Genomic DNA, 18,769 nt, shown 5'->3' on the forward strand with positions numbered 1-18,769 from the left:
AAGACTCAATCCAGACACTTCAATCCAGACACTTCAATTCAAAAACGGTTGGCTATGCCATTGAATCACCATCAAGAGCAGGAGTTGGGGCAACTGCCCGGTCAACCGCTAGATCAAGTGCTGGAGCCAGTGAGCAATCCAGCGTTAAATCAGGCGCTGGCGACTTTGGCGGATGGGGATTTTTATGAACGCTGGCAGGCGATCGGGCAGCTCAAAACCATTGGCAAGTCTGCGATTCCGGCTCTGGTGGCGTTGCTGACCGATGAGGCGCTGGATTTAGAGCAATGCTGGTTTGTGGCCAGGGCCTTGGGAGAGTTTGACGACCCAGCGGCGGTGCAATCGCTGGTGAATTTGCTGTCGATCGCGCCGGATCCCTCCGTGCAGGCGGCGGCGATCGAGGCCTTGGGTAAATTGGCAGAGCGATCGCCCCAATTGCGAACGGTGGCGCTGGATTGTCTGAACCCTTACCTCACGGATCCGAACTGGGGGCCCTTGGTGATCAAGGCGATCGGGCAAATTGACCACCCCGACGCAATTAATGGTCTCCTGATTGGGGCCGCTTCTCCTCAACCTCCCCTGCGACGGGCCGCCTTGGAAGCCCTGGGCAGCTTGCCCCATCCCGCCTTGTTGCCCCACCTGCTGCAAGGAACTCAAGACTCGGAGACCACGGTGCGGCTGGTGGCGGTGACGGCCTTGGGGGCCAAGCGTTGGGGCCACAGCCCAGTGGCCCAAGAAACCATCGCCCAAACCCTCACCCAACTGTTGAGCGATCCGGCGGCCTCGGTGGCAGAGGCGGCCGCCTTGGCCCTCAGCCACTGGGGCCATGAATCAGCGCGGGCCGCTTTGGTGGCGGCCTGGGAGCGGCGACAGTTACCACCGGCGTTGGTGGTGCGGTTGTTGGCTCAGATGGGATTGCCCTCGGCCTTGGCGGCCTTGGGAGAGCGGTTGCCCCAAGGTGAAACAGAGCTGTTGTTGGGGGGGATTGTGGCGATCGCCCAGCATCACAGTTCCGATCAAACCTATCAACGCCGGGTGGCTAATCTGCTGCTCGATTGGCTCGATCGGCCCCTGGCTCCCTTCACCGACGGGGCAGTTCAGGGGGCCTTAATTGAAGCCCTGGGTAATTTGCGAGTGGCGGCCGCGTTCGATCGACTGCTGCCCCGGCTGCGCGATCGGCCCGACCAGTCCCCGACCCTGGCCTTGCAAGTGTTGGCGGCACTGCGGCAAATCGACCCCCAGCAGGGAGCCGATCGGCTCGCGGCTTGGATTGATCAGGCGGCGGCCCAGCAGGCAACCGCCACCGCCCGCCAAGGCCTTCAGGAATGGCAGGCGATCGCCCAAGCGGCCCAGGACGGAGCAACCATGCCGTTTGCTTAAAGCGTCGTTGGCTGAAGGCTACTTGCTGACAGCTACTTGCTAAGGGAAGCAACAATTTGCTGCATTTGCCCGATCGTCGCCTGCTGGGCTTGGGTGGTGTCCGTCGCCTGGGTGAGGTTGGTTAATAGGGCTTCCAGGTGTTGCCGCAGGCCGGAAACCTGCTCAGACATGGGCTGAGTCAGGGTATCGCCCCCTTGGCTGCCCTGAGTGATGGCCTCAATTTGCTTACTTTGCAATTCACGTTCTCGATCTTGCAGGATTTGCAATTGGGCCTGCACATCCCCATGGCGCTGGTTCACGGTCATTTCCGCCTCTTGTACGGTGGATTCCAATGTGGAAACCCGATCGCGCAATTGGGACTGCAATTCCTCCAGGGCTTGAATGTCTTGCGTCACCCGATCGAGCAGCGGTGACAGATCCACGCCGCCCTCCGTCCGGGGAGCAGTCAGCCCCTGGCGCTTGTTCAGCACCGTTTTGTGGGCATGGAGCACCTCTTCCCGCTCTTGCAGGTTGCGCCGTTGCCCCACCAGGGTTTCCTCCAGCATCTGGCAACCGTCGCGCTCATCGGCCAGGTTTGCCTCTAGCTGAATGCGATCATATTCATTGGCACTGTTGATTTGGCCTTGCAGTTCCTCGATTGCCTGGCGCTTGGCACTCAGCTCCTCTTCCTCATCACTCACCAGCCGCGATAGCTTTTCCAAGTCCCGCTGCAACTGGGCCGTCAGCTCTTGCAACTCCCCGATCGGCATGGCTTCCAAGGCTGATCGATCGACCCGTTGGGCTGCATCGCTGTGGCCGTCCCCATTGGCCGCTTGTTCCAACAGGGTCTGCAAGCTGCGTTGGGTGGCCAGTTGCCCTTCAACGGCCGAAAGCTGCTGTTGATGAAGTTCGAGCGCCGTTTGTTGGGCCCGCCACTCGGCCCGGGCCCGATCCAGATCATCCCGCTGGGCATACCAATCCTGCCAAGCCGCCGACAGGGTCTGAGTTTCTGACGTAATCCAATCCCGCACCTCCGGGGAAAGGGTTGGTTCCGCCGTTGGGGCGTGGCTGAGCAGGCTCTCCTGGGCAGCCGTAATTTGCAGGCAAGTTTCCACCGCCGACTGCAAATAGTCCATGGCCACCACCGAAGAAGCCGCCTGTTGCAGCAAATGTTGCAATTGAGCCGCCTGTTGGGCATCGAGACCCGCCGACTGCGCTAACTGCTGCTGCATCGCCAGGCGCTCTTGGTTGAGTTGCTCCTGCTGGGCCCGCAGGGCATGTTGAGCCTGCTCAATTTCCTGGCGCTTGTGTTGCACTTCCTGATTGAGGCGATCGGCCGATTCCCGGGCCTGTTGCACCTCTTGGCGTTGGCGATCGAGCTGCCGCAACTCCTGTTCCAGTTGCTCCAGCTTTTCGCGCCGCTCATCGAGTTCCTGTTCTCGCCGGTTCAGCTCCTGACTTTGGTAAGTCAGGGATTCCATCCATTGCTGAATTTCTTCTTCCTGGCTCTTGGTTTTTTCCTGCTGACGGGAATAGCTTTGCAGCAGGCTGACAATCTGCCGGGCCCCTTCTTGAATATTCTTTACTTTGCGATCGGCCCCTGACCCGATCGCATCCACCAGCACTAATGCCCCGTCTTTGTAATTGCTGGCATCGTCTGAAGGGATGGGATCCTCATTGGTAATTGCGCTCCACTGCTCTCCCTTTTGACAGGCCAGCAGCTTCAATTCTGACTTTGATCCCATCAAGCCGCGTTTTTGGACGACTTCTGCAAGATACAGCACGCTGCCCTTCCCCTCGTTCGTTCAGTGAGATCTTCGCGCTACGGATGATGGCGTTGGCCATCGTCTTTCAAGATGCAGCTTTTTTAAGGACGCAACTTATAAAGACATGACTTGGCTGCCACTGTGAGATTGACACTTTTCCCTGCCCAGGGGCAAGGGGATTTTGGCCCCAGCCGAGCAACCCTATTTGCTCGATTAGACCACGGGTTGACGCTTCGTTGACCGTGACCAGCCATTGACCGTGACCGGCAAAGAAACTGGGGTGATCTGCACGTCAGCTTGACCCATTGGATTTCAAATCACCGATTCGCGATCGCGAGCTGGGCGTTTTACTCTCCGGTGCTGCAAAAGGGGCCTGTTTTCTGGTCAGACTGCCCATTGATTGCTGATTTTTCCCGCTCTTGGCCTTCAGACTCGGTTTCACAGCGCTAGGGCTGAGAGATCGCTGCAAGATGAGCAGAGAGGTTAAACCATGCTGATTTTATCAAACGCAGCCAGAAGCCACCGGAGAGGGACAGTCTTCTATTTTCCGGCCAGCAGCCCGCCGAGGGCGGAATGATGCCAGCTCCCTGTGGTTGCTTAAGGTGGGTTGGCTGGACTTTTTGAGATTCAAAACTAGCTTGGGGTTGAATCGCTGCTGGATTGAATCGCTGCTGGAGTAGATGCGCCGGGTTGCTTGGGCAACCGCCCTACTATACAAAATGTATTGGACAAAATGTATTTAAAAATCGGGCTTGAAAAAGTTGCGATCGAGCCATTCGGGATTGATCGATCGCGATAGCATGGAGCCAGGACTGGGCAACCCCACTCCCCCCTATCCCCGTGCCAGGACAGCCCTATGCAAGGACAGCTCAGCGAGATTGATATCCGCAGCCTCCTGCACCTGATTGAGTTAGGCCAGCGCACGGGTGAATTGTATTTAGAAGTTGAAGGTGCTCATCCGGGCGATCGCCGCAGTTGGTTCGTCTTCTTTCGCCAAGGGGCGATCGTTTACTGCACCTCCGGGGAAGGGGGCACAACCCGCCTTCGGGACTACCTCCATCGCTACGCCTTGGAAACGGCCATTGATGAGCTATCGGTTTCCAAAATGGCTTCCATCAGCGAGCCGGAATATGGATATCTTTGGGCATTGCTGGAAACCCATCAACTGGAACCGGTGCAGGGCCGCAACATCCTCCAGGCAATGGTGCATGAGGCCCTGTTTGACTTGCTGACGGTGCATGAGGGGCGGTTCATTTTCAACATGGGCGAGGCGATCGCGCCCCATTTAACCAGCTTGGCCGTTAGCCCGCTGATTTCCCAAGTGGCCCAGGAATTGCAAGACTGGAAACAACTGTATCCCTACGTGCAGTCGCCGGATTTGTGCCCCGTGTTGACGGATGTTCAGCGATTGCGAGAAGTGTTGCCGGCTCAAACCCTCCAAACCTTTAGCGAGTGGGCCACCGGGTCAATCACCCTGCGCCAAATTGCTCGCTATCGTCAGCGGCCGCTTCTGGCTGTGGCCCAGGCGCTTTATCCCTATATCCAGGAGGGGTTGGTTCAGCTCATTGAGCCGCCTTTGGAGCATTCGGCCGCCCGATCGCGCTGGCATCAGGTCATGACCGTTCAGGATCCCAACCTGCGAGCACCGAGAATTGTTTGCATTGAAGACAGCCCAGCCGTTTGCCGCGCGATCGAGCAGGGGTTGCAGTTGCTGGGCTATGACGTGGTGGGCTTTCTCAGTGCCCTAGAAGCGATTAGTCAGGTGTTTGAGCTGCGGCCAGATTTGATCCTCTGCGATATTGCCATGCCCCATCTGGATGGCTATGAGCTATGCGCCATGTTGCGACAGACTCGATTGTTTCGGCATGTGCCCATCATCATGATCACGGGGCGGGAGGGGTTTCTCGATCGCACCCAAGCCCGCTTGGCCGGCGCAACCGACTACCTAACCAAGCCCTTCAAGCGCCAGGAATTAAAAGCCTTAATTGAGCGATATATCGGCTCTGGTCGCCTGGAACCAGCCCCTGAGGAGGAAATAAGCGATCTAGCACTGTCTACGGCGGAATCTCTCCCCGTATCCTAACAAAAGCGCCCAATTCGACTCAAATTAGCACCGGGCTAGGGCCTTTCTCGGAGAAACCCAAACAGGCGATCGCCCAGCCCCAACAGAATGTCAATTAGTCAGAGTGTTGCCCACAAATTGCCAAAAGATTGCCGGAAAAGTTGAAAAACAACCCAACCATCGTTTACGCTTGCGCAACCGGGTTAGCCCCAACTCGGCTCAAGAATCGGGTGCGCGAGCTGTCAGTTCCTGCTAGCATTCAGGCGCAGGTCTGCGATTTTCGTGGGTGACAACCACCCGCAAAAAGACGTGGCCCGCCCATCGCGACGCTATAATCATTGCCAGCCATCGCACTTGCATAGCGGCATTTTGCCAGGGTCTGAGTGTTCCTAGTCAACACCAGCCGTGATTGCTTGACATGGGTGAGGTTTATGCCCGCCCACACGCCAGCACCACAGCTCTATCAGCCGATCTTGTCAACGGCAATCCTGCCGAAAACAGAGCAATTGCCCCCAAGCCATTGATCGCCGGTAATAACCTGATTGCTGGTTCGCACCCACTCCCTATCTCCTAGTCGTTAAATTCTCGCGTGCCTCAATTCACCGGTAGCCAAGTCCGTTGGCTGCCAGGGATTTGGGAACCCTAAAGCTGGCAGGATCAGGATGGTTCAAGTAAGAGCAGCGCCGATCGCGTCTGGGATAAATCATTGCCCGTTCCGATGACCGGTAATGCAAGAGTTTGGGTGACGAGCCACCGCTGCGTCATGAACCCCATGCGCCCCGATTGACCCCCTTGGCAGGCAGAGTGAAACGAGAAAGATAGCCATGAGTGTAGTGTTAGTTGTCGAAGACAGCGTCGCCCAGCGAGAGATGATCGGCGAGCTCTTGCAGGGCAGTGGGCTGACCGTCAACATGGCATCCGATGGTGTTGAGGCGCTGGAAAGTTTGCAGAAGCAGCGTCCGGATCTGGTCGTTTTGGATATTGTGATGCCCCGCATGAATGGCTACGAAGTTTGTCGTCGCTTGAAGTCGGATCCCACGACGCAGGATGTGCCAGTGGTGATGTGTTCCTCGAAAGGGGAAGAGTTCGATCGCTACTGGGGCCTGAGACAAGGCGCAGATGCCTATATTGCTAAGCCCTTTCAGCCTCAAGAGTTGGTGGGAACGGTGAAGCAATTATTGCGCGGCTGATTGGTAAAGGTTGGGATCCGGCGATCTAAGTTCGGTGATCTGAATCTGGTGATCTGAGTCCAGTGATCTGAATCTGGTGATCTGGAGTTGAGAAAATTGGCTTCTAATTGAGGAAATTTGCGCCGATCTGACAGGATGGGTGTGGTTTCGCGAAATTAGCGGCAATTGAACGGTGATTTAACGGCAATGGCGCAGTCTAGCTAGATGAAAATCTGGCTCTTTGCTTCCCAGCGGGGTGATGACTGCCTGAAAGATCGGGTGCGATCGCGAATGCATGGCGTAACGTAATTGTGGGGTAGCAGTTGCCCTTCAGTCTGTTACGGAGCCAGAGGAAAGCGCTGTGGTCGGAAGTCCAGATTTTTTGGCCGGCGGAGGTGTGGATGATCAGTCGCCGGAACTTCAGGAGCTAGAAAATCCTGAAGGTGAGATGCACCTGCGGTTTTACCTACCCTCGGGACGGGAATTGGCATTGCCAGCGGTCATTATCCGCGAGGTGAGTGAACCCTCTCCCGATCGGATCACGCCTGTGCCGAACGTGTCTCCCCTGTTGTTAGGAACCTTGAATATTCGGGGTCAGGTGATTTGGGTGGTGGATCTGGGGCAATTTTTGGGGGAAACCATCCCGCTGAATACTGATCGGGCGGAGGTGCCGGTGATTGCGATCGAGGAAGGGGATATGATGCTTGGCTTGGCGGTGGCCCGGGTGGCGGGTATGTATTGGCTCAAGCCGGACAATGTGGAAGCCCTGAGTAGCGTGAATGATCCGATCGGGGAATTTTTGCGCGGAGAGTGGCGATTGAGTAACAATCGAATTCTGCAACTACTGGATCATGTGGCCATTTTGCGGTCTAACCGCCTGGGTCAATCCGCAGGATAGGAGTAGCATCGAAGTACGATGGGCGGCTATGCTCGTACCTGACTTGCCCAATCGTTTGTCCAATTGTTACGAGCGGCCCCACGCGCCCCCAGCCGCAATTTTCTAAACGCGCCAGAGTTCGATCGTCCCGGAGAAGGTCAATGGCATCCAGCACGGATTACAACCAGGATTACCAGCGGGCCAATGATGCCTACACCAGCGGTAATTACCCCGAAGCTGCCGCCGCGATCGATCGGCTTGCCCAGGCCTATCCCGATGATCCCAGCGTTCGCTTACTCCGAGGCCACATCTACTGCTACGGCCTAAACCAATACGACACGGCCCAGGTGGAATACCAGTCCGTGCTCAGTCTGACCAGCGACCCCACCTTTGTGGAATACGCCCATTCAGGGTTAGCCGCCACCAGCCAGGCCCTGAGCGCCGGTAATGGTTATGACGAAACCCCCAACTTTGACCAATTTGATTTTGGCGATCAAGAAACCACCACCAACGGCGGCAACACCCATCTAGCCGATCAACCGTTGATTGATGATGGGGACTTCAATTTTGATGAATTGATGAGTGACCCCCAGGGCACGGAAACGGGCCTGCTGGCCGGCAACAGCACCATGGCCGAAGCCCTGGGCGACCTGGAAAGTGACGCGGACTTTGCCAATGCCGACCTAGAAAGCGGCGATTTTGGGGGCGCGAACTTTGGCAGTGCCGACTTCGGTAGCGTCAACTTTGAAGATGCGGATTTTGGGAGCGCTGATTTAGGCAATTTGAGTGCGCTGGATCTCGGGGATGAATCCACGGGCAGCGATCCCAATGACCTCAACAGTTTTGATAACTTTGACTTTGGTACGGACTTGGGAGCCGACTCCGGGGCGATCGCCCTAGGTGCTGACCTCGGAGGAAGCGATGATCCCTTCGCCGCTTTGGGGTCTCCGGAACCAGCCACTCCCTCCGATCCGGCAGCGGATCCCTTCCTGATCGATCCCTTTGGGGGGAGCGAAGGATCCACACCCTCGCCAGCACCAGATTTGGGGCTGCCCGATCGCTTCGAGGCGGATCCCTTTGCGGCATCGGCATCGTCCACCAGTGATGATGCTTTTGGGGCCGGTATGGATTTTGGTGATCAGTCCTTTGACTTAGCTCAGGCTGACCTTGGGGCAACCAGTGGGGCGGATCCCCTGGCCGCATCAGCCTTTGGAGCCGATGACTTCGCGAGCGACTTGCCCGGCGACACGGCCGATGGTGATCAATTTGGGACAGATCAATTTGGAGCCGCGTTGGCTGACCTCGACTTCGGCGAATCGGCAGGCTTTGGAGAGGCTGGCTCAGCAGACTTTGCCGCGTCCACCTCTGAAGCTCCGGTTTTTGGGGACTTGGATGCTGATCCCATCGAAGATTTTGGTGATTTTGGCGTGGCATCTCCCGCAGCGCCCTTTGAAGCTAGCTTTGAGCCGCCCAATTCTGCCGACTCAACGGAGACTAATGACTTGGCGGCCGATGGCTTCGGTGATTTTGAGGGCTTTGACCTCGGAACCCCGGTGGCTCCGGCCGCGGCGGCCTTTGCGGAAGACTGGGCAGCACCGGCAGATTCCGAATCATCCGCCCCTGAAGATTTTGGATTTGGTGTATTTGATGCGGACGGGTTAGCGGGTCAACCCGTGGCCGCCGGGGCTGACTTTGATTTTGGTGGCACTGATTTTGGTGGCGCTGATTTTGGTGGCACTGAGGTTGCCGCAGGGGCCGAAAATCCCTTTGGCTCCGAGGCATTTGGGGACGGCTTTGGCGATTTCTCAGAGCCAGCGGCTCCGGCCGCTGCTGGGCCGCTGGCGGGCGCGAATGCTTTTGATGAACCCTTTGGCGCGTTTGTGGGGGACAGTGCCGACGACGATCGCACACTCTTCATGCCTCCGCCGGCCGGAACCCAGGAACCAGCGGTCAAGGAGCCAGCGGCCAGAATCGAGTTGCCTTTTGCGGCCCCGATCGAGGGATCCTTTCCGCTCGATGATGAGGTGGAAGAAACCCTGTTCATGATGGCGGGGCCCAGTACCCTCCAGGGAGCCACAGCCCAAGACTTGGCGGAATTCGGCGGTGGGAACTTCAATGGGACAGAGTTCAACCCGGATGAGTTCAACGAGTTCAACCCGGAAGATTTAAGTGCCACAGCCTTTGGGGGCGGCTCTTGGGAGGCTCAGCCGGAGCCAGCCTTGGGGGCGATCGAACCGGAGGACAACGAAGCAGGTGACTTTGGCATCTTCAATGATCCGCCGGTCATGGAGCCGGAGTCCGATGATGATGCATTCCCCCTCGACATGATCAATGGGGCCCCGGGCATGGCTTTCGCTAGCCCTGCTCGATCGGTGGATGATCCGGCCTCTGGGGCCCTGTCCGCGATCGCGGATGACGGAGCCGCCGCCGCCAGTGACTTCATGGATGACTTCGATGAATTCGATGACCTCGGCAGCCTACCGGACTTCAGCTTGACCAACACCTCCTCGGAATTCGTGCCGCGATCGGACGGTGGCGACGAATTTTCCCTCGGAGAACCCTCCCTGGGCGTGATGGGAGAACCCCTCTCTAACTTCGTCGGGGGGGATAACGAAGTCTTCAACATCGCCACCAGTTCCAATAACGAAGAACTGCTGAGCTTTGACCAGCCCGAAAGCCGCGCCGCCGAACCGGTCACCCCATCCGAAGATGGTTGGCTGGCTTCCTTCGACAATGCCCGCCTGACAACCAAACAAACCGTCACGGCGGTGATGGCTGGGATTGTGTCATTCCTGGCCGTGGCGGGCACCACGCACTTAACCATGACCCATGTGCGCGATCGGGGCATCAGTCCGCAACTGATGGGCGACATTCGCACCATCGGTCTGGTTTCCTCCCTGTTGGCGGGAGCCACCGGAGGCGGGGTGGCCCTGTTCTTAGGCCGTCGCACTGCCCAGCATGTGGAGCGGGCCACGGGTGATTTGCAAGCCCAGTTGGATGCCGTTTGCCAAGGCAGTCTCCATGCCACGGCTCGGGTTTTTGGGGATGACGAGTTTGGGGAACTGGCCAACTCCTTTAACCAAATGACCCGGGTGATTTTGAGCACCATGGGCGAGGCCCAGCGCAAAGCCCAAGAACAGGAGCAGGCTCGCGAAGACCTCCAACGGCAAGTGATTCGGCTGCTGGACGATGTGGAAGGGGCTGCCCGAGGCGACCTGACCGTACAGGCGGAAGTGACCGCCGACGTGCTGGGCGCAGTGGCCGACTCGTTCAACCTGACCATTCAAAACCTGCGAGAAATTGTGCAGCAGGTGAAAACGGCCGCTTTGCAGGTGAACAAGCGCTCCTCGGAAAACGAGTCTTTTGCCCGATCGCTCTCCTCCGATGCATTGCGGCAGGCGGAAGAGTTGGCCGTGACCCTCAATTCTGTGCAGGTGATGACCGACTCGATTCAGCGGGTGGCCGAAAGTGCCCGCGAAGCCGAGGAAGTGGCTCGTTCCGCCTCCGCGACCGCTTTGAAGGGGGGCGAAGCGGTGGAACGCACTGTGGCCGGGATTTTGCAGATTCGGGAAACGGTGGCGGAAACCGCCCGCAAGGTGAAACGACTGGCGGAATCCACCCAGGAAATTTCCAAGATTGTGGCCTTGATTGCCACGATCGCCTCCCGTACCAACCTGCTTGCCCTCAACGCCAGTATCGAAGCGGCCAGGGCTGGCGAAGCGGGCAAGGGCTTTGCAATTGTGGCGGATGAAGTGCGACAGTTGGCCGATCGCGCCGCCAAGGCTTCTAAGGAAATTGAAAAGATCGTGATGCAAATCCAAAGTGAAACCAACTTGGTGATGCGAGCGATGGAAGACGGTACACAACAGGTGCTGGAAGGAACCAAGCTGGCGGAACAGGCCAAGCGCGCACTCGATGACATCATCCAGGTGTCAAACCGGATTGATGTGCTGGTGCGATCGATTACGGCGGACACCGTGGAGCAAACGGACACCTCCCGCTCCGTGGCCCAAGTGGTGCGATCGGTCGAAAAGACCGCCCAAGACACCTCCCAAGAATCGCAGCGGGTGTCCGAGTCCCTGCAAATTCTGGTGCGCGTGGCGGGCGATCTGCTCTCCTCCGTGGAGCGTTTCCGTGTTGACAGCAGCAATCAGTAGTCCCGGGGTATCCTGAGTCCCCATTGGAGGGGGCATCAGGGGCGATCGTGGTCAATTGCGAATTGCTCAGTGGCTCATCACCCAATCGCGGCTCAAAATCTTTGAGGTTGAATGCTGCCGTTTCCTGGGTTGTCTTGAGTCCTCACCTTCGGGGGTTTGGATCAATCAGATTTGGGCAGATTTGGGCAGATTTGGACAAGCCAAATTTGGGTCAGTCCAATATTGGACAAGTCCAATTTGAACGAATCAAACCCAAGCGGATCAGACGATTCAGGATGTATCCGTGGAAGCTGATCCGAAATGGATCGAGTACAGTAGATTCCAAGCTGGAGATTCTATGCTGAATTCTGAAGTCATGATCATGGCTGGGAAGACTCAGCGGCTCGCCCTGTGAGCGAGTTGGAATCGCAAGCAACCCTTTGTCGATCCATCTTTTGATTCGCCCCAAATCCGCATCGAGTTGGCTGGCAGTGCCCTTGATCATGCGGGCAAACGCTTCGGAGGCTATGTTCCATGCAAGATCAACAGCAACGCATCGTCGGTTACTTCATCGAGGAAGCCAAGGACTACCTCACAACCATCGAGCAAGGCCTCATGAACTTGCAGGGGACGATCGAAGACCCGGAGCTGATGGATGAGGTTTTTCGGGCGGCCCACTCGATCAAGGGGGGCGCGGGCATGTTGGAGTTCGAGAGCATCCAACAGGCCGCCCACCGGATTGAAGACTTTTTCAAAGTCCTGAAAGAACATCCGATCCATATCGATCGGGAGTTGGAAAGCCTGTTTTTGCGGGCCTTTGACACCCTGGTGGAACTGCTCGACCATCTCCAGGGCCCCTTTGGCCTCACCACCGAAGTGGGCAACCGCGTGCTTCAGGATTCGGAGCCGGCGTTTAATGCCTTGGCAGAACGTTTGGGCCTCGCCGTCCATGAAGTGGACATGCCCAGCGTGCTGCATCGTACCCTCTCATCCCAAAGTGAGGATGCTTGGGCGGCCGATCGCACCCATCAGGTTTTTCAGCAACAGGTGCCCCAACTGTTGCGGGAAATGTTGGATCTGTTTCGCCAAGGGGACAGTCCTCAGCAGCGTGCGCAGCTTCAATGGATGTGCCAGCGCTTGTCTGACTTGGGCAAAAGCAGCCGCATTATCGGCTGGGTGGAGTTACTGGATGCGGCCAGCCAGGCGATCGGTTGCCCCACCAACTCCTATAAAACTCTAGCGCCCACAATTATTCGCGACCTGAAGCAGGCTCAAGATCTGGTTCTGGACGATCGCAGCCAGGAAATCTGCTTGGGCAGTGAGTTACGGGCCTTGGTTCCCCAGCCGGTTGCCCCCAGCCCCAGCAGCCTAGATGTCGATCTATTTGACTTCGACGACTTACTCAACGACGAATTAGCGCCCGAAATTACCGACATCACCCACAGCCAGGGCGATGATTTTGAGCAAGATTGGTTTACAGAAACCAGCAACACCGTCGTAACCCGGATGGATGAGCTGGATTTAAGCCCCACCCCATCACCCACCCAAACCAGCCGCATGGAACGGCCAAGGGCAGAACCGGGCACGGGGCCGGAAGTGGGCGTGGCCGAATTGGACGTGTTGGCGGACTTGTTTCGCCAAAGTTCCCAGGATTTGGAAGCTGATCTGCCGGGGCAAAGTTCGGAGTCGGCGGCTGGTTCGCCCCTGAACTCGGCCGCGGAATGTGACCTGTCGGACTTGATGTTTACCCATGAGGAATCGTCAGCGGATGCTGATGCCTTGACCAGCTCCCTGGATGCGCTGGGCTACGATCTGCTGGATGAGATTGACACCACCGATTCGGTGGCAGATATGGGGCTAGAGTCCATCGATGACCTGTTGGCCTTTGGGGACGAATCATCCATCGGCAACGGACTGATGGTGAATGCGAGTCCAAGCGAGGGGGCGATCGATCTCATTGGTGATGATGATCTGGATGCGCTGCTGGATGCGGTGGAAACGGCCACGGAAGTCAACCCGATCGCCTCAGATGATCTGTTTGATCTGGATTTGGACGCGGAAGAGGAACCCACCGATCTGCGGGTGGTGCCCAGCGGCGACCTGACCTTCTCCACGGAGCTGATCAGCAATCCCACAGCGATCGAACCGATCCCCGATGAACTTCAAAAATTGGGAGATGATGACCCGGATTTGACGACGGTGATTGATTCGGCGCTGGGGAACCTGGATGATCTCGATGGCAATTTCGGCTCAGACCTGGGATTGGATCTGATTGATGGCCTGACGGGAGAGATTGCGCCTCCAGAGCTGACCCTCGATTCGCTACCGGAGATTGGGGCGATCGATGACATGGCTGATCTGGACGCTTGGGCCGCAGATTTGGCCAACGTAGATCTGGCCCATGCAGACCTGGACCTTGGCAATGCGGGCCTGGCCGATCTAGATGTGGCGGCCGCCGCGGCCCCGGAAGCAACCGCAGATCATTGGGGTGATGGGTTGGATCTCGGCGATATGTCGCCAGGGGAGTGGCCCGACCTGGCCGCGATCGACCTGGATGATAACTGGTCGGACTCCGCCCCTGATTTGGACTTCAACGATTTCAATAATCTGAGTGACTTCAGCACCGCTGACCTGACCGATGATTTCAATAATCTGAGCAACTTCAGCGCCGTTGATCTGACCGATGAGGATCTCGCGCCAACCACCGCCATGCCGGCCCTGGTGGATCCGGCTCTGGACGACTTGCCCGCCCTCGATCACTTCGATTTGGATGGCATCTTGAATGCCAATCCCTTGGAGGAGGTGGATCCCTTTGCGGATCTGTTGGCAGAGTCGCCCGATGTGATGTTGCCGGATGCGGAAACCTCAACCGCCGAGAACTTTATTCAAGACATCGATACCCTGCTAGACGAGCCGCTCTCTGCGGAGCCGGCCGAGCCGGTGTATGAGGCGGCTGACCTCAGTTACGACGTGAATGGAGCCAAAGCCATTCGGATCGATCGCTCCACCCTCAGCTCCGAAGGTCTGGAAGATCTGTTCTCCGATCGGCGAACGACCGATCTGAGCGGTTTGGAAGAAGATCTAGACCTGGCCGAGGCCGAAGCAGATCTCGCAGGGGCCAACGACGATGCAGCCGCCCTCTGGACTCCGGAAAACTTCACTGAGCCGCCCATTCTCTCGGATTTGGATGCCCTGTTGGCCCCCGCTGCTGCGTCGGCCCCCGCTCCTGCGCTGGATGACGATTGGGCAGCCTTGGACGACTTGGACTTTGGGGAAGCGACCAGCCTGGAAACCACCGCTGATGGTGAAGCCCCTGACTTCTTGATGGGAACGGCCGACTGGAGCCGCCCCTTGGATCTCAGTGAGCCACAGGAGGCGACCCGTGCCGATCGCGCGGATGACTTTGACTTCGGGGGACTGGGTGATCTAAACGACTTGAGTGGCTTAGGAGACTTGGGGACTTTGGGTGATTTTGGTGATTTTGGTGACTTAGGATTACCCGTTGATGCGGTTGATCCGCTAGCCGGTTCGGACTTGGAAGATTTGGATGCGCTCTTGGGTGTGCCCCCCACCAGTGAGCCGATGATGGACGGCCTCAGCGGTTTGGGTGATTTGGGCGATCTGGATCAACTGCTGAATCAGAATCAGGATTTGGGATCTGCGCCGGCCGGTGACAGTACCCTCGATGACCTGCTCAATGCCCTAGAGGGTTCTGCTGCGCCGGCCCTGGCTGGCCAGGCGGCAAGCGATGCCGATGAGCTGGATGCTTTGCTGAAGAATCTGAATCTGTCAACGACGGCCGCCACCAACAGCCCCGATCGCTTTGAGGATCTATTTGGCGATGCGGCGGCCCCAGCCACAACCCCTGCGCCCGCTGGCAGTACCGGTGGCCTGGATCTAGACTTTGACGCTTTGGTGGAGATACTCGAGACCCCGGCCAAGGCTGCCCCAGCGACCGGCCCCAGCCCTGCGGTGTCTCCAACTCGATCGGCCCCGACTCCCGTGGCGAACGGTCAGCGCGAAATGGAAGCGGCCGCCAGCCGCAATTTACGGGCCGAGCAAATCATCAAAGTGCCGGTGCGGAACTTGGACAACCTCAACAACCTGGTTGGGGAAATGGTGGTGAACCGCAACAGCATGGAACAGGGCCAAGAGCGCTTGCGCCAGTCCTTGGAAAATCTGACCCAACGGGTGCAGCAGTTGGGGGATGTGGGGCAACGGATGCAGGACTTTTACGAGCGATCGCTCCTGGAAATGTCCCTGCTGTCGGGGCGGCGCGGCGGCAGTGGCGGCGGACATTCCGACACCCATCACAGCGGTGAGTCTGACACCCACGGTGGCCGGATGGGCTTGGGAGAACTGGAGCTGGATCGCTTCACCCCCTTCCACACCCAATCTCAAGAAATTATTGAGTTGATTGTGCGGGTGCGGGAGTCTGCCTCTGACATTGACTTCGTGGTCGAACAAACCGATCAACTGGTGCGGAACCTGCGGCAAATCACCACCCAGATTCAAGAGAACTTGAATAAGTCGCGCATGGTGACCTTTGCGCGCACGGTGGAACGGTTGCCCCGGGCAGTGCGATCGGTTTCTGAGCGCTGTGGCAAGGACGTGGATCTGATCATTGAGGGCAAAGAAACGGCGATCGACGAGTTCCTATCCCAGGAGCTATCGAGTCCAATTACCCACATGATCAATAACGCCTTGGTGCATGGCATTGAAACACCTGAAGCGCGGGTGGCGGCAGGCAAACCCCCCACCGGCAAGCTGACCATTCGGGCGTTTTATCAAGGGAACCAAACGGTGATTTCCTTGTCCGATGATGGGGCGGGGATTAATACGGAGCGGGTGAAACAAAAGGCGATCGAGAAGGGCTTGATTGACCCCAACCAGGCCCGCAATATGGTGCGTCAAGAAATCTATGAAATGCTGTTTCTGCCGGGCTTCAGCACCAAAGACCAGGCCGATGAGTTTGGCGGACGCGGCGTGGGCATGGATGTGGTGATGCGCAAAATCCAGGAACTGCGCGGCAGCATCAGCATTGATTCAGAATTGGGACGGGGAACGACCTTCACCATTCGGTTGCCCCTGAACCTGAGTATTTGTAAGGCGCTGCGGTGCTTGAGCGATCACGCCACGATCGCGTTTCCGATGGACGGGGTGGAAGACACGCCGCCCGATATTCACCCGGAGGATGTGCAGACCGATAAGGAAGGTCGCCGCTGCATTGCCTGGCGCGATCGGATCTTGACGCTGCATCCCCTCACTGAGCTGCTGAAATACAACCGCCACCTGAGTCGCGGCAACATCTACGGCGGCAACCAGGAGGATGACTCCTTGGCGATCGTGGTGTTGCGCAGTGCCGGTGAGTTCATTGCGATCGAGGTCGATCGGGTACTGGGCGAGCAAGAAATCGTAATCAAGCAACCGGAAGGCCCCGTGCCCAAGCCCCTGGGCATTGCCGGGATGACGGTGTTGGGTGATGGGCGCGTCATGCCGATCGCTGATGTGCTGGAGCTAATTGACCTGGCGAAGGGTCGCATCCGGCGCGATACCGTCAGCGGCCGTTGGGAATCCGACAACATCCACATCGTGGAGCCACCGACGGAACAAAAGGATCCGATGGTGTTAATTGTGGACGACTCGATCACGGTGCGCGAGCTGCTGAAGATGACCTTCCAGAAAGCGGGTTATCAGGTGGAGCAGGCCCGCGACGGTCAAGAGGCCTGGGAAAAACTGCGATCGGGCTTGCCCTGCGACTTGGTGTTCTGTGATATTGAAATGCCCCGCATGGACGGCTTGCAGCTCTTGCAGCGATTGCAGACGGAAGAAACCCTCTGTGAGTTGCCCGTGGCCATGCTCACCTCTCGGGGAGCTGACAAGCACCGAAAAATGGCCGTTGACTTGGGCGCAAAGGGTTACTTCACCAAGCCCTACTTGGAAGAAGCTCTCCTGGATGCGGCGCGGCGAATGCTGCGGGGTGAGGTGCTGATTACGGCCAATGCCTAACGCTTAACGCCTAAATTTCCAACCAGCGCCTAACCAGTACCTAAGCCGCTCGGCAGCCGCTCGGCCGAGCAATGCTCAATAGACCTCTTGCATCAATCACGATCCCTATCCTAAATCTCTCTCCGAGATTGCCGATTGACTGACAAAATGCTCAGTCGCCTGGTTCTTCAGTAGGTTGGGTTGAACCTTGCGAAACCCAACTCGATCACTACGAACCTTACTGTTGTTGGGTTTCGTACCTCAACCCAACCTACAAAATGATTGTTGATTAGCCCATCTTGAGGGAAAGGGTTCAAGGATGAAGGCTTTTAACTGGTTTGTGAAAGAGGTCTAATGGATCCTGAACCAACGGATCCTGCGCGAACGGCTTGATCGCCCTAGTGGTAGAGGGCCTGGAGTTCGGCCACCGGTTCGATCGCCAATCGATGCACCCGGTGGCCATCCAGCACCGCATGGAAGGGAACCACCTCCACCACGCTGTTGGAATAGGCGATCGCCTCGAATTCTTCCACCCAATCGGCAGTCCAGGGTTGGTCAACGCCGATCGGTTGCCCGTGACGTTGGAGTTGGCGAATTAGGTGCGATCGAGCAATGCCCGGTAAGCAATCTCCCAGGGGCGGAGTCCACCAACGCCCATCCCGAAGTCCCCAAAGATTGCCCGTGCTGGTTTCCAGCCAGCGCCCATCCTCATCAACCAAAATGGCTTCGGATGCCGGTTCGGGGCCCAAAAACTGTCGCTGGGCCGTTTGCAATGCCAGCCAACAGGGAAGATAATTGCCCGTTTTGTGAGTGGCGATCGAACGGCGGTAGTGGGCTGCCTGGGCCACCCAAGCCACAATGCCCTGTGTTTGTTTTTGGGCCAAATTGGAGGGCAATTCGCGCCCCACAATCCATTCCCGCCCATCGGAAAAAAGAGTGACCCGCAACACCGGATATTCAGCCGCCAACAGGGTTGCTCCCTGTTCCACCTGTTCCCAATCCGGCTGGGGCAGGCCCAACTGACTGCGAGTGTTGTAGAGCCGATCGCGGTGAGCCAGCCATTGGGTCATAGGCCCGTGGAGATCGCGATCGTAAACGCGCAAGGTTGTGAAGGTTGTGGCCCCAAATATCAACCCTGGATCCGTGACATCCAGAGTAATGGTGCGCTGATCGAGGGATTGACCGTGATACCACTGGGCAGGCATGAAACCAATTGCGGGTAAGCTCAAAAAATACTGACGGGATCATTGCCCCGCTTGTTTACCGTAATCGTTGCGCTGAATTTTGTCCCCTTGCTGGAACCTTGATTGGGTTAACCAACCGTTTGCATCGATCGAGTTGAGTGCCAAGCCGGTTGAGCTAATCAGCATGATGGCGATCGAGTTCAGGACTCAACCAAAACAGCGCCATTGCGG

Annotated in this window: 8 protein-coding genes; 6 read left to right on the forward strand and 2 right to left on the reverse strand. The window is 57.5% G+C overall.

The features are described from left to right. Positions 1–54 precede the first annotated feature (54 nt). Entirely contained in the window at positions 55–1,377 is a 1,323-nt protein-coding gene (locus tag VPK24_RS17385; RefSeq protein ID WP_393015354.1) for a HEAT repeat domain-containing protein, read from the forward strand. Between the two features lie 32 nt (positions 1,378–1,409). Here VPK24_RS17385 and hmpF read toward each other — a convergent pair whose 3' ends face one another. Then, positions 1,410–3,140 carry a pilus motility taxis protein HmpF gene (gene hmpF / locus VPK24_RS17390; protein ID WP_393015274.1) on the reverse strand — a complete coding sequence of 577 codons (1,731 nt, stop codon included), beginning with the start codon at positions 3,138–3,140 and terminating at the stop codon, positions 1,410–1,412. A gap of 838 nt (positions 3,141–3,978) precedes the next feature. Between hmpF and VPK24_RS17395 the strand changes: the two genes are divergently transcribed. The 5 genes from VPK24_RS17395 (at position 3,979) to VPK24_RS17415 (ending at position 17,375) form a co-directional block, all read left to right on the forward strand. Further along, on the forward strand, positions 3,979–5,205 hold the full coding sequence (locus tag VPK24_RS17395; RefSeq protein WP_393015276.1) for a response regulator: 1,227 nt from the start codon (positions 3,979–3,981) through the stop codon (positions 5,203–5,205). 803 nt (positions 5,206–6,008) lie between these two features. Continuing rightward, positions 6,009–6,374: a response regulator transcription factor gene (locus VPK24_RS17400; RefSeq protein WP_099531794.1), complete on the forward strand. Its 366-nt coding sequence runs from the start codon at positions 6,009–6,011 to the stop codon at positions 6,372–6,374. A gap of 340 nt (positions 6,375–6,714) precedes the next feature. Then, positions 6,715–7,251: a chemotaxis protein CheW gene (locus tag VPK24_RS17405; protein WP_099531795.1), complete on the forward strand. Its 537-nt coding sequence runs from the start codon at positions 6,715–6,717 to the stop codon at positions 7,249–7,251. A 140-nt stretch (positions 7,252–7,391) separates the two neighbouring features. Then, entirely contained in the window at positions 7,392–11,387 is a 3,996-nt protein-coding gene (locus VPK24_RS17410) for a methyl-accepting chemotaxis protein (protein WP_393015279.1), read from the forward strand. A gap of 513 nt (positions 11,388–11,900) precedes the next feature. Beyond that, a complete protein-coding gene (locus VPK24_RS17415) occupies positions 11,901–17,375 on the forward strand; it encodes a hybrid sensor histidine kinase/response regulator (protein WP_393015281.1) in 5,475 nt (1,824 codons plus the stop codon). 377 nt (positions 17,376–17,752) lie between these two features. Here the strand turns inward: VPK24_RS17415 and VPK24_RS17420 are convergent, their stop codons facing one another. Next, complete coding sequence (locus VPK24_RS17420) at positions 17,753–18,559, reverse strand: aminotransferase class IV (RefSeq protein WP_393015283.1); 807 nt, start codon at positions 18,557–18,559, stop codon at positions 17,753–17,755. Positions 18,560–18,769 lie beyond the last annotated feature (210 nt).

This window comes from Limnothrix redekei LRLZ20PSL1, from assembly GCF_043235035.1.
In the GTDB taxonomy this organism is placed as follows: Bacteria; Cyanobacteriota; Cyanobacteriia; order CACIAM-69d; family CACIAM-69d; genus CACIAM-69d.

What these genes read in the sequence shown, in the direction of transcription:
- VPK24_RS17385 (WP_393015354.1), top strand. Translation starts at nt 55, where the DNA reads ATGCCATTGAATCACCATCAAGAGCAGGAGTTGGGGCAACTGCCCGGT.
- VPK24_RS17395 (WP_393015276.1), top strand. Translation starts at nt 3,979, where the DNA reads ATGCAAGGACAGCTCAGCGAGATTGATATCCGCAGCCTCCTGCACCTG.
- VPK24_RS17400 (WP_099531794.1), top strand. Translation starts at nt 6,009, where the DNA reads ATGAGTGTAGTGTTAGTTGTCGAAGACAGCGTCGCCCAGCGAGAGATG.
- VPK24_RS17410 (WP_393015279.1), top strand. Translation starts at nt 7,392, where the DNA reads ATGGCATCCAGCACGGATTACAACCAGGATTACCAGCGGGCCAATGAT.
- VPK24_RS17415 (WP_393015281.1), top strand. Translation starts at nt 11,901, where the DNA reads ATGCAAGATCAACAGCAACGCATCGTCGGTTACTTCATCGAGGAAGCC.
- VPK24_RS17420 (WP_393015283.1), bottom strand. Translation starts at nt 18,559, where the DNA reads ATGCCTGCCCAGTGGTATCACGGTCAATCCCTCGATCAGCGCACCATT.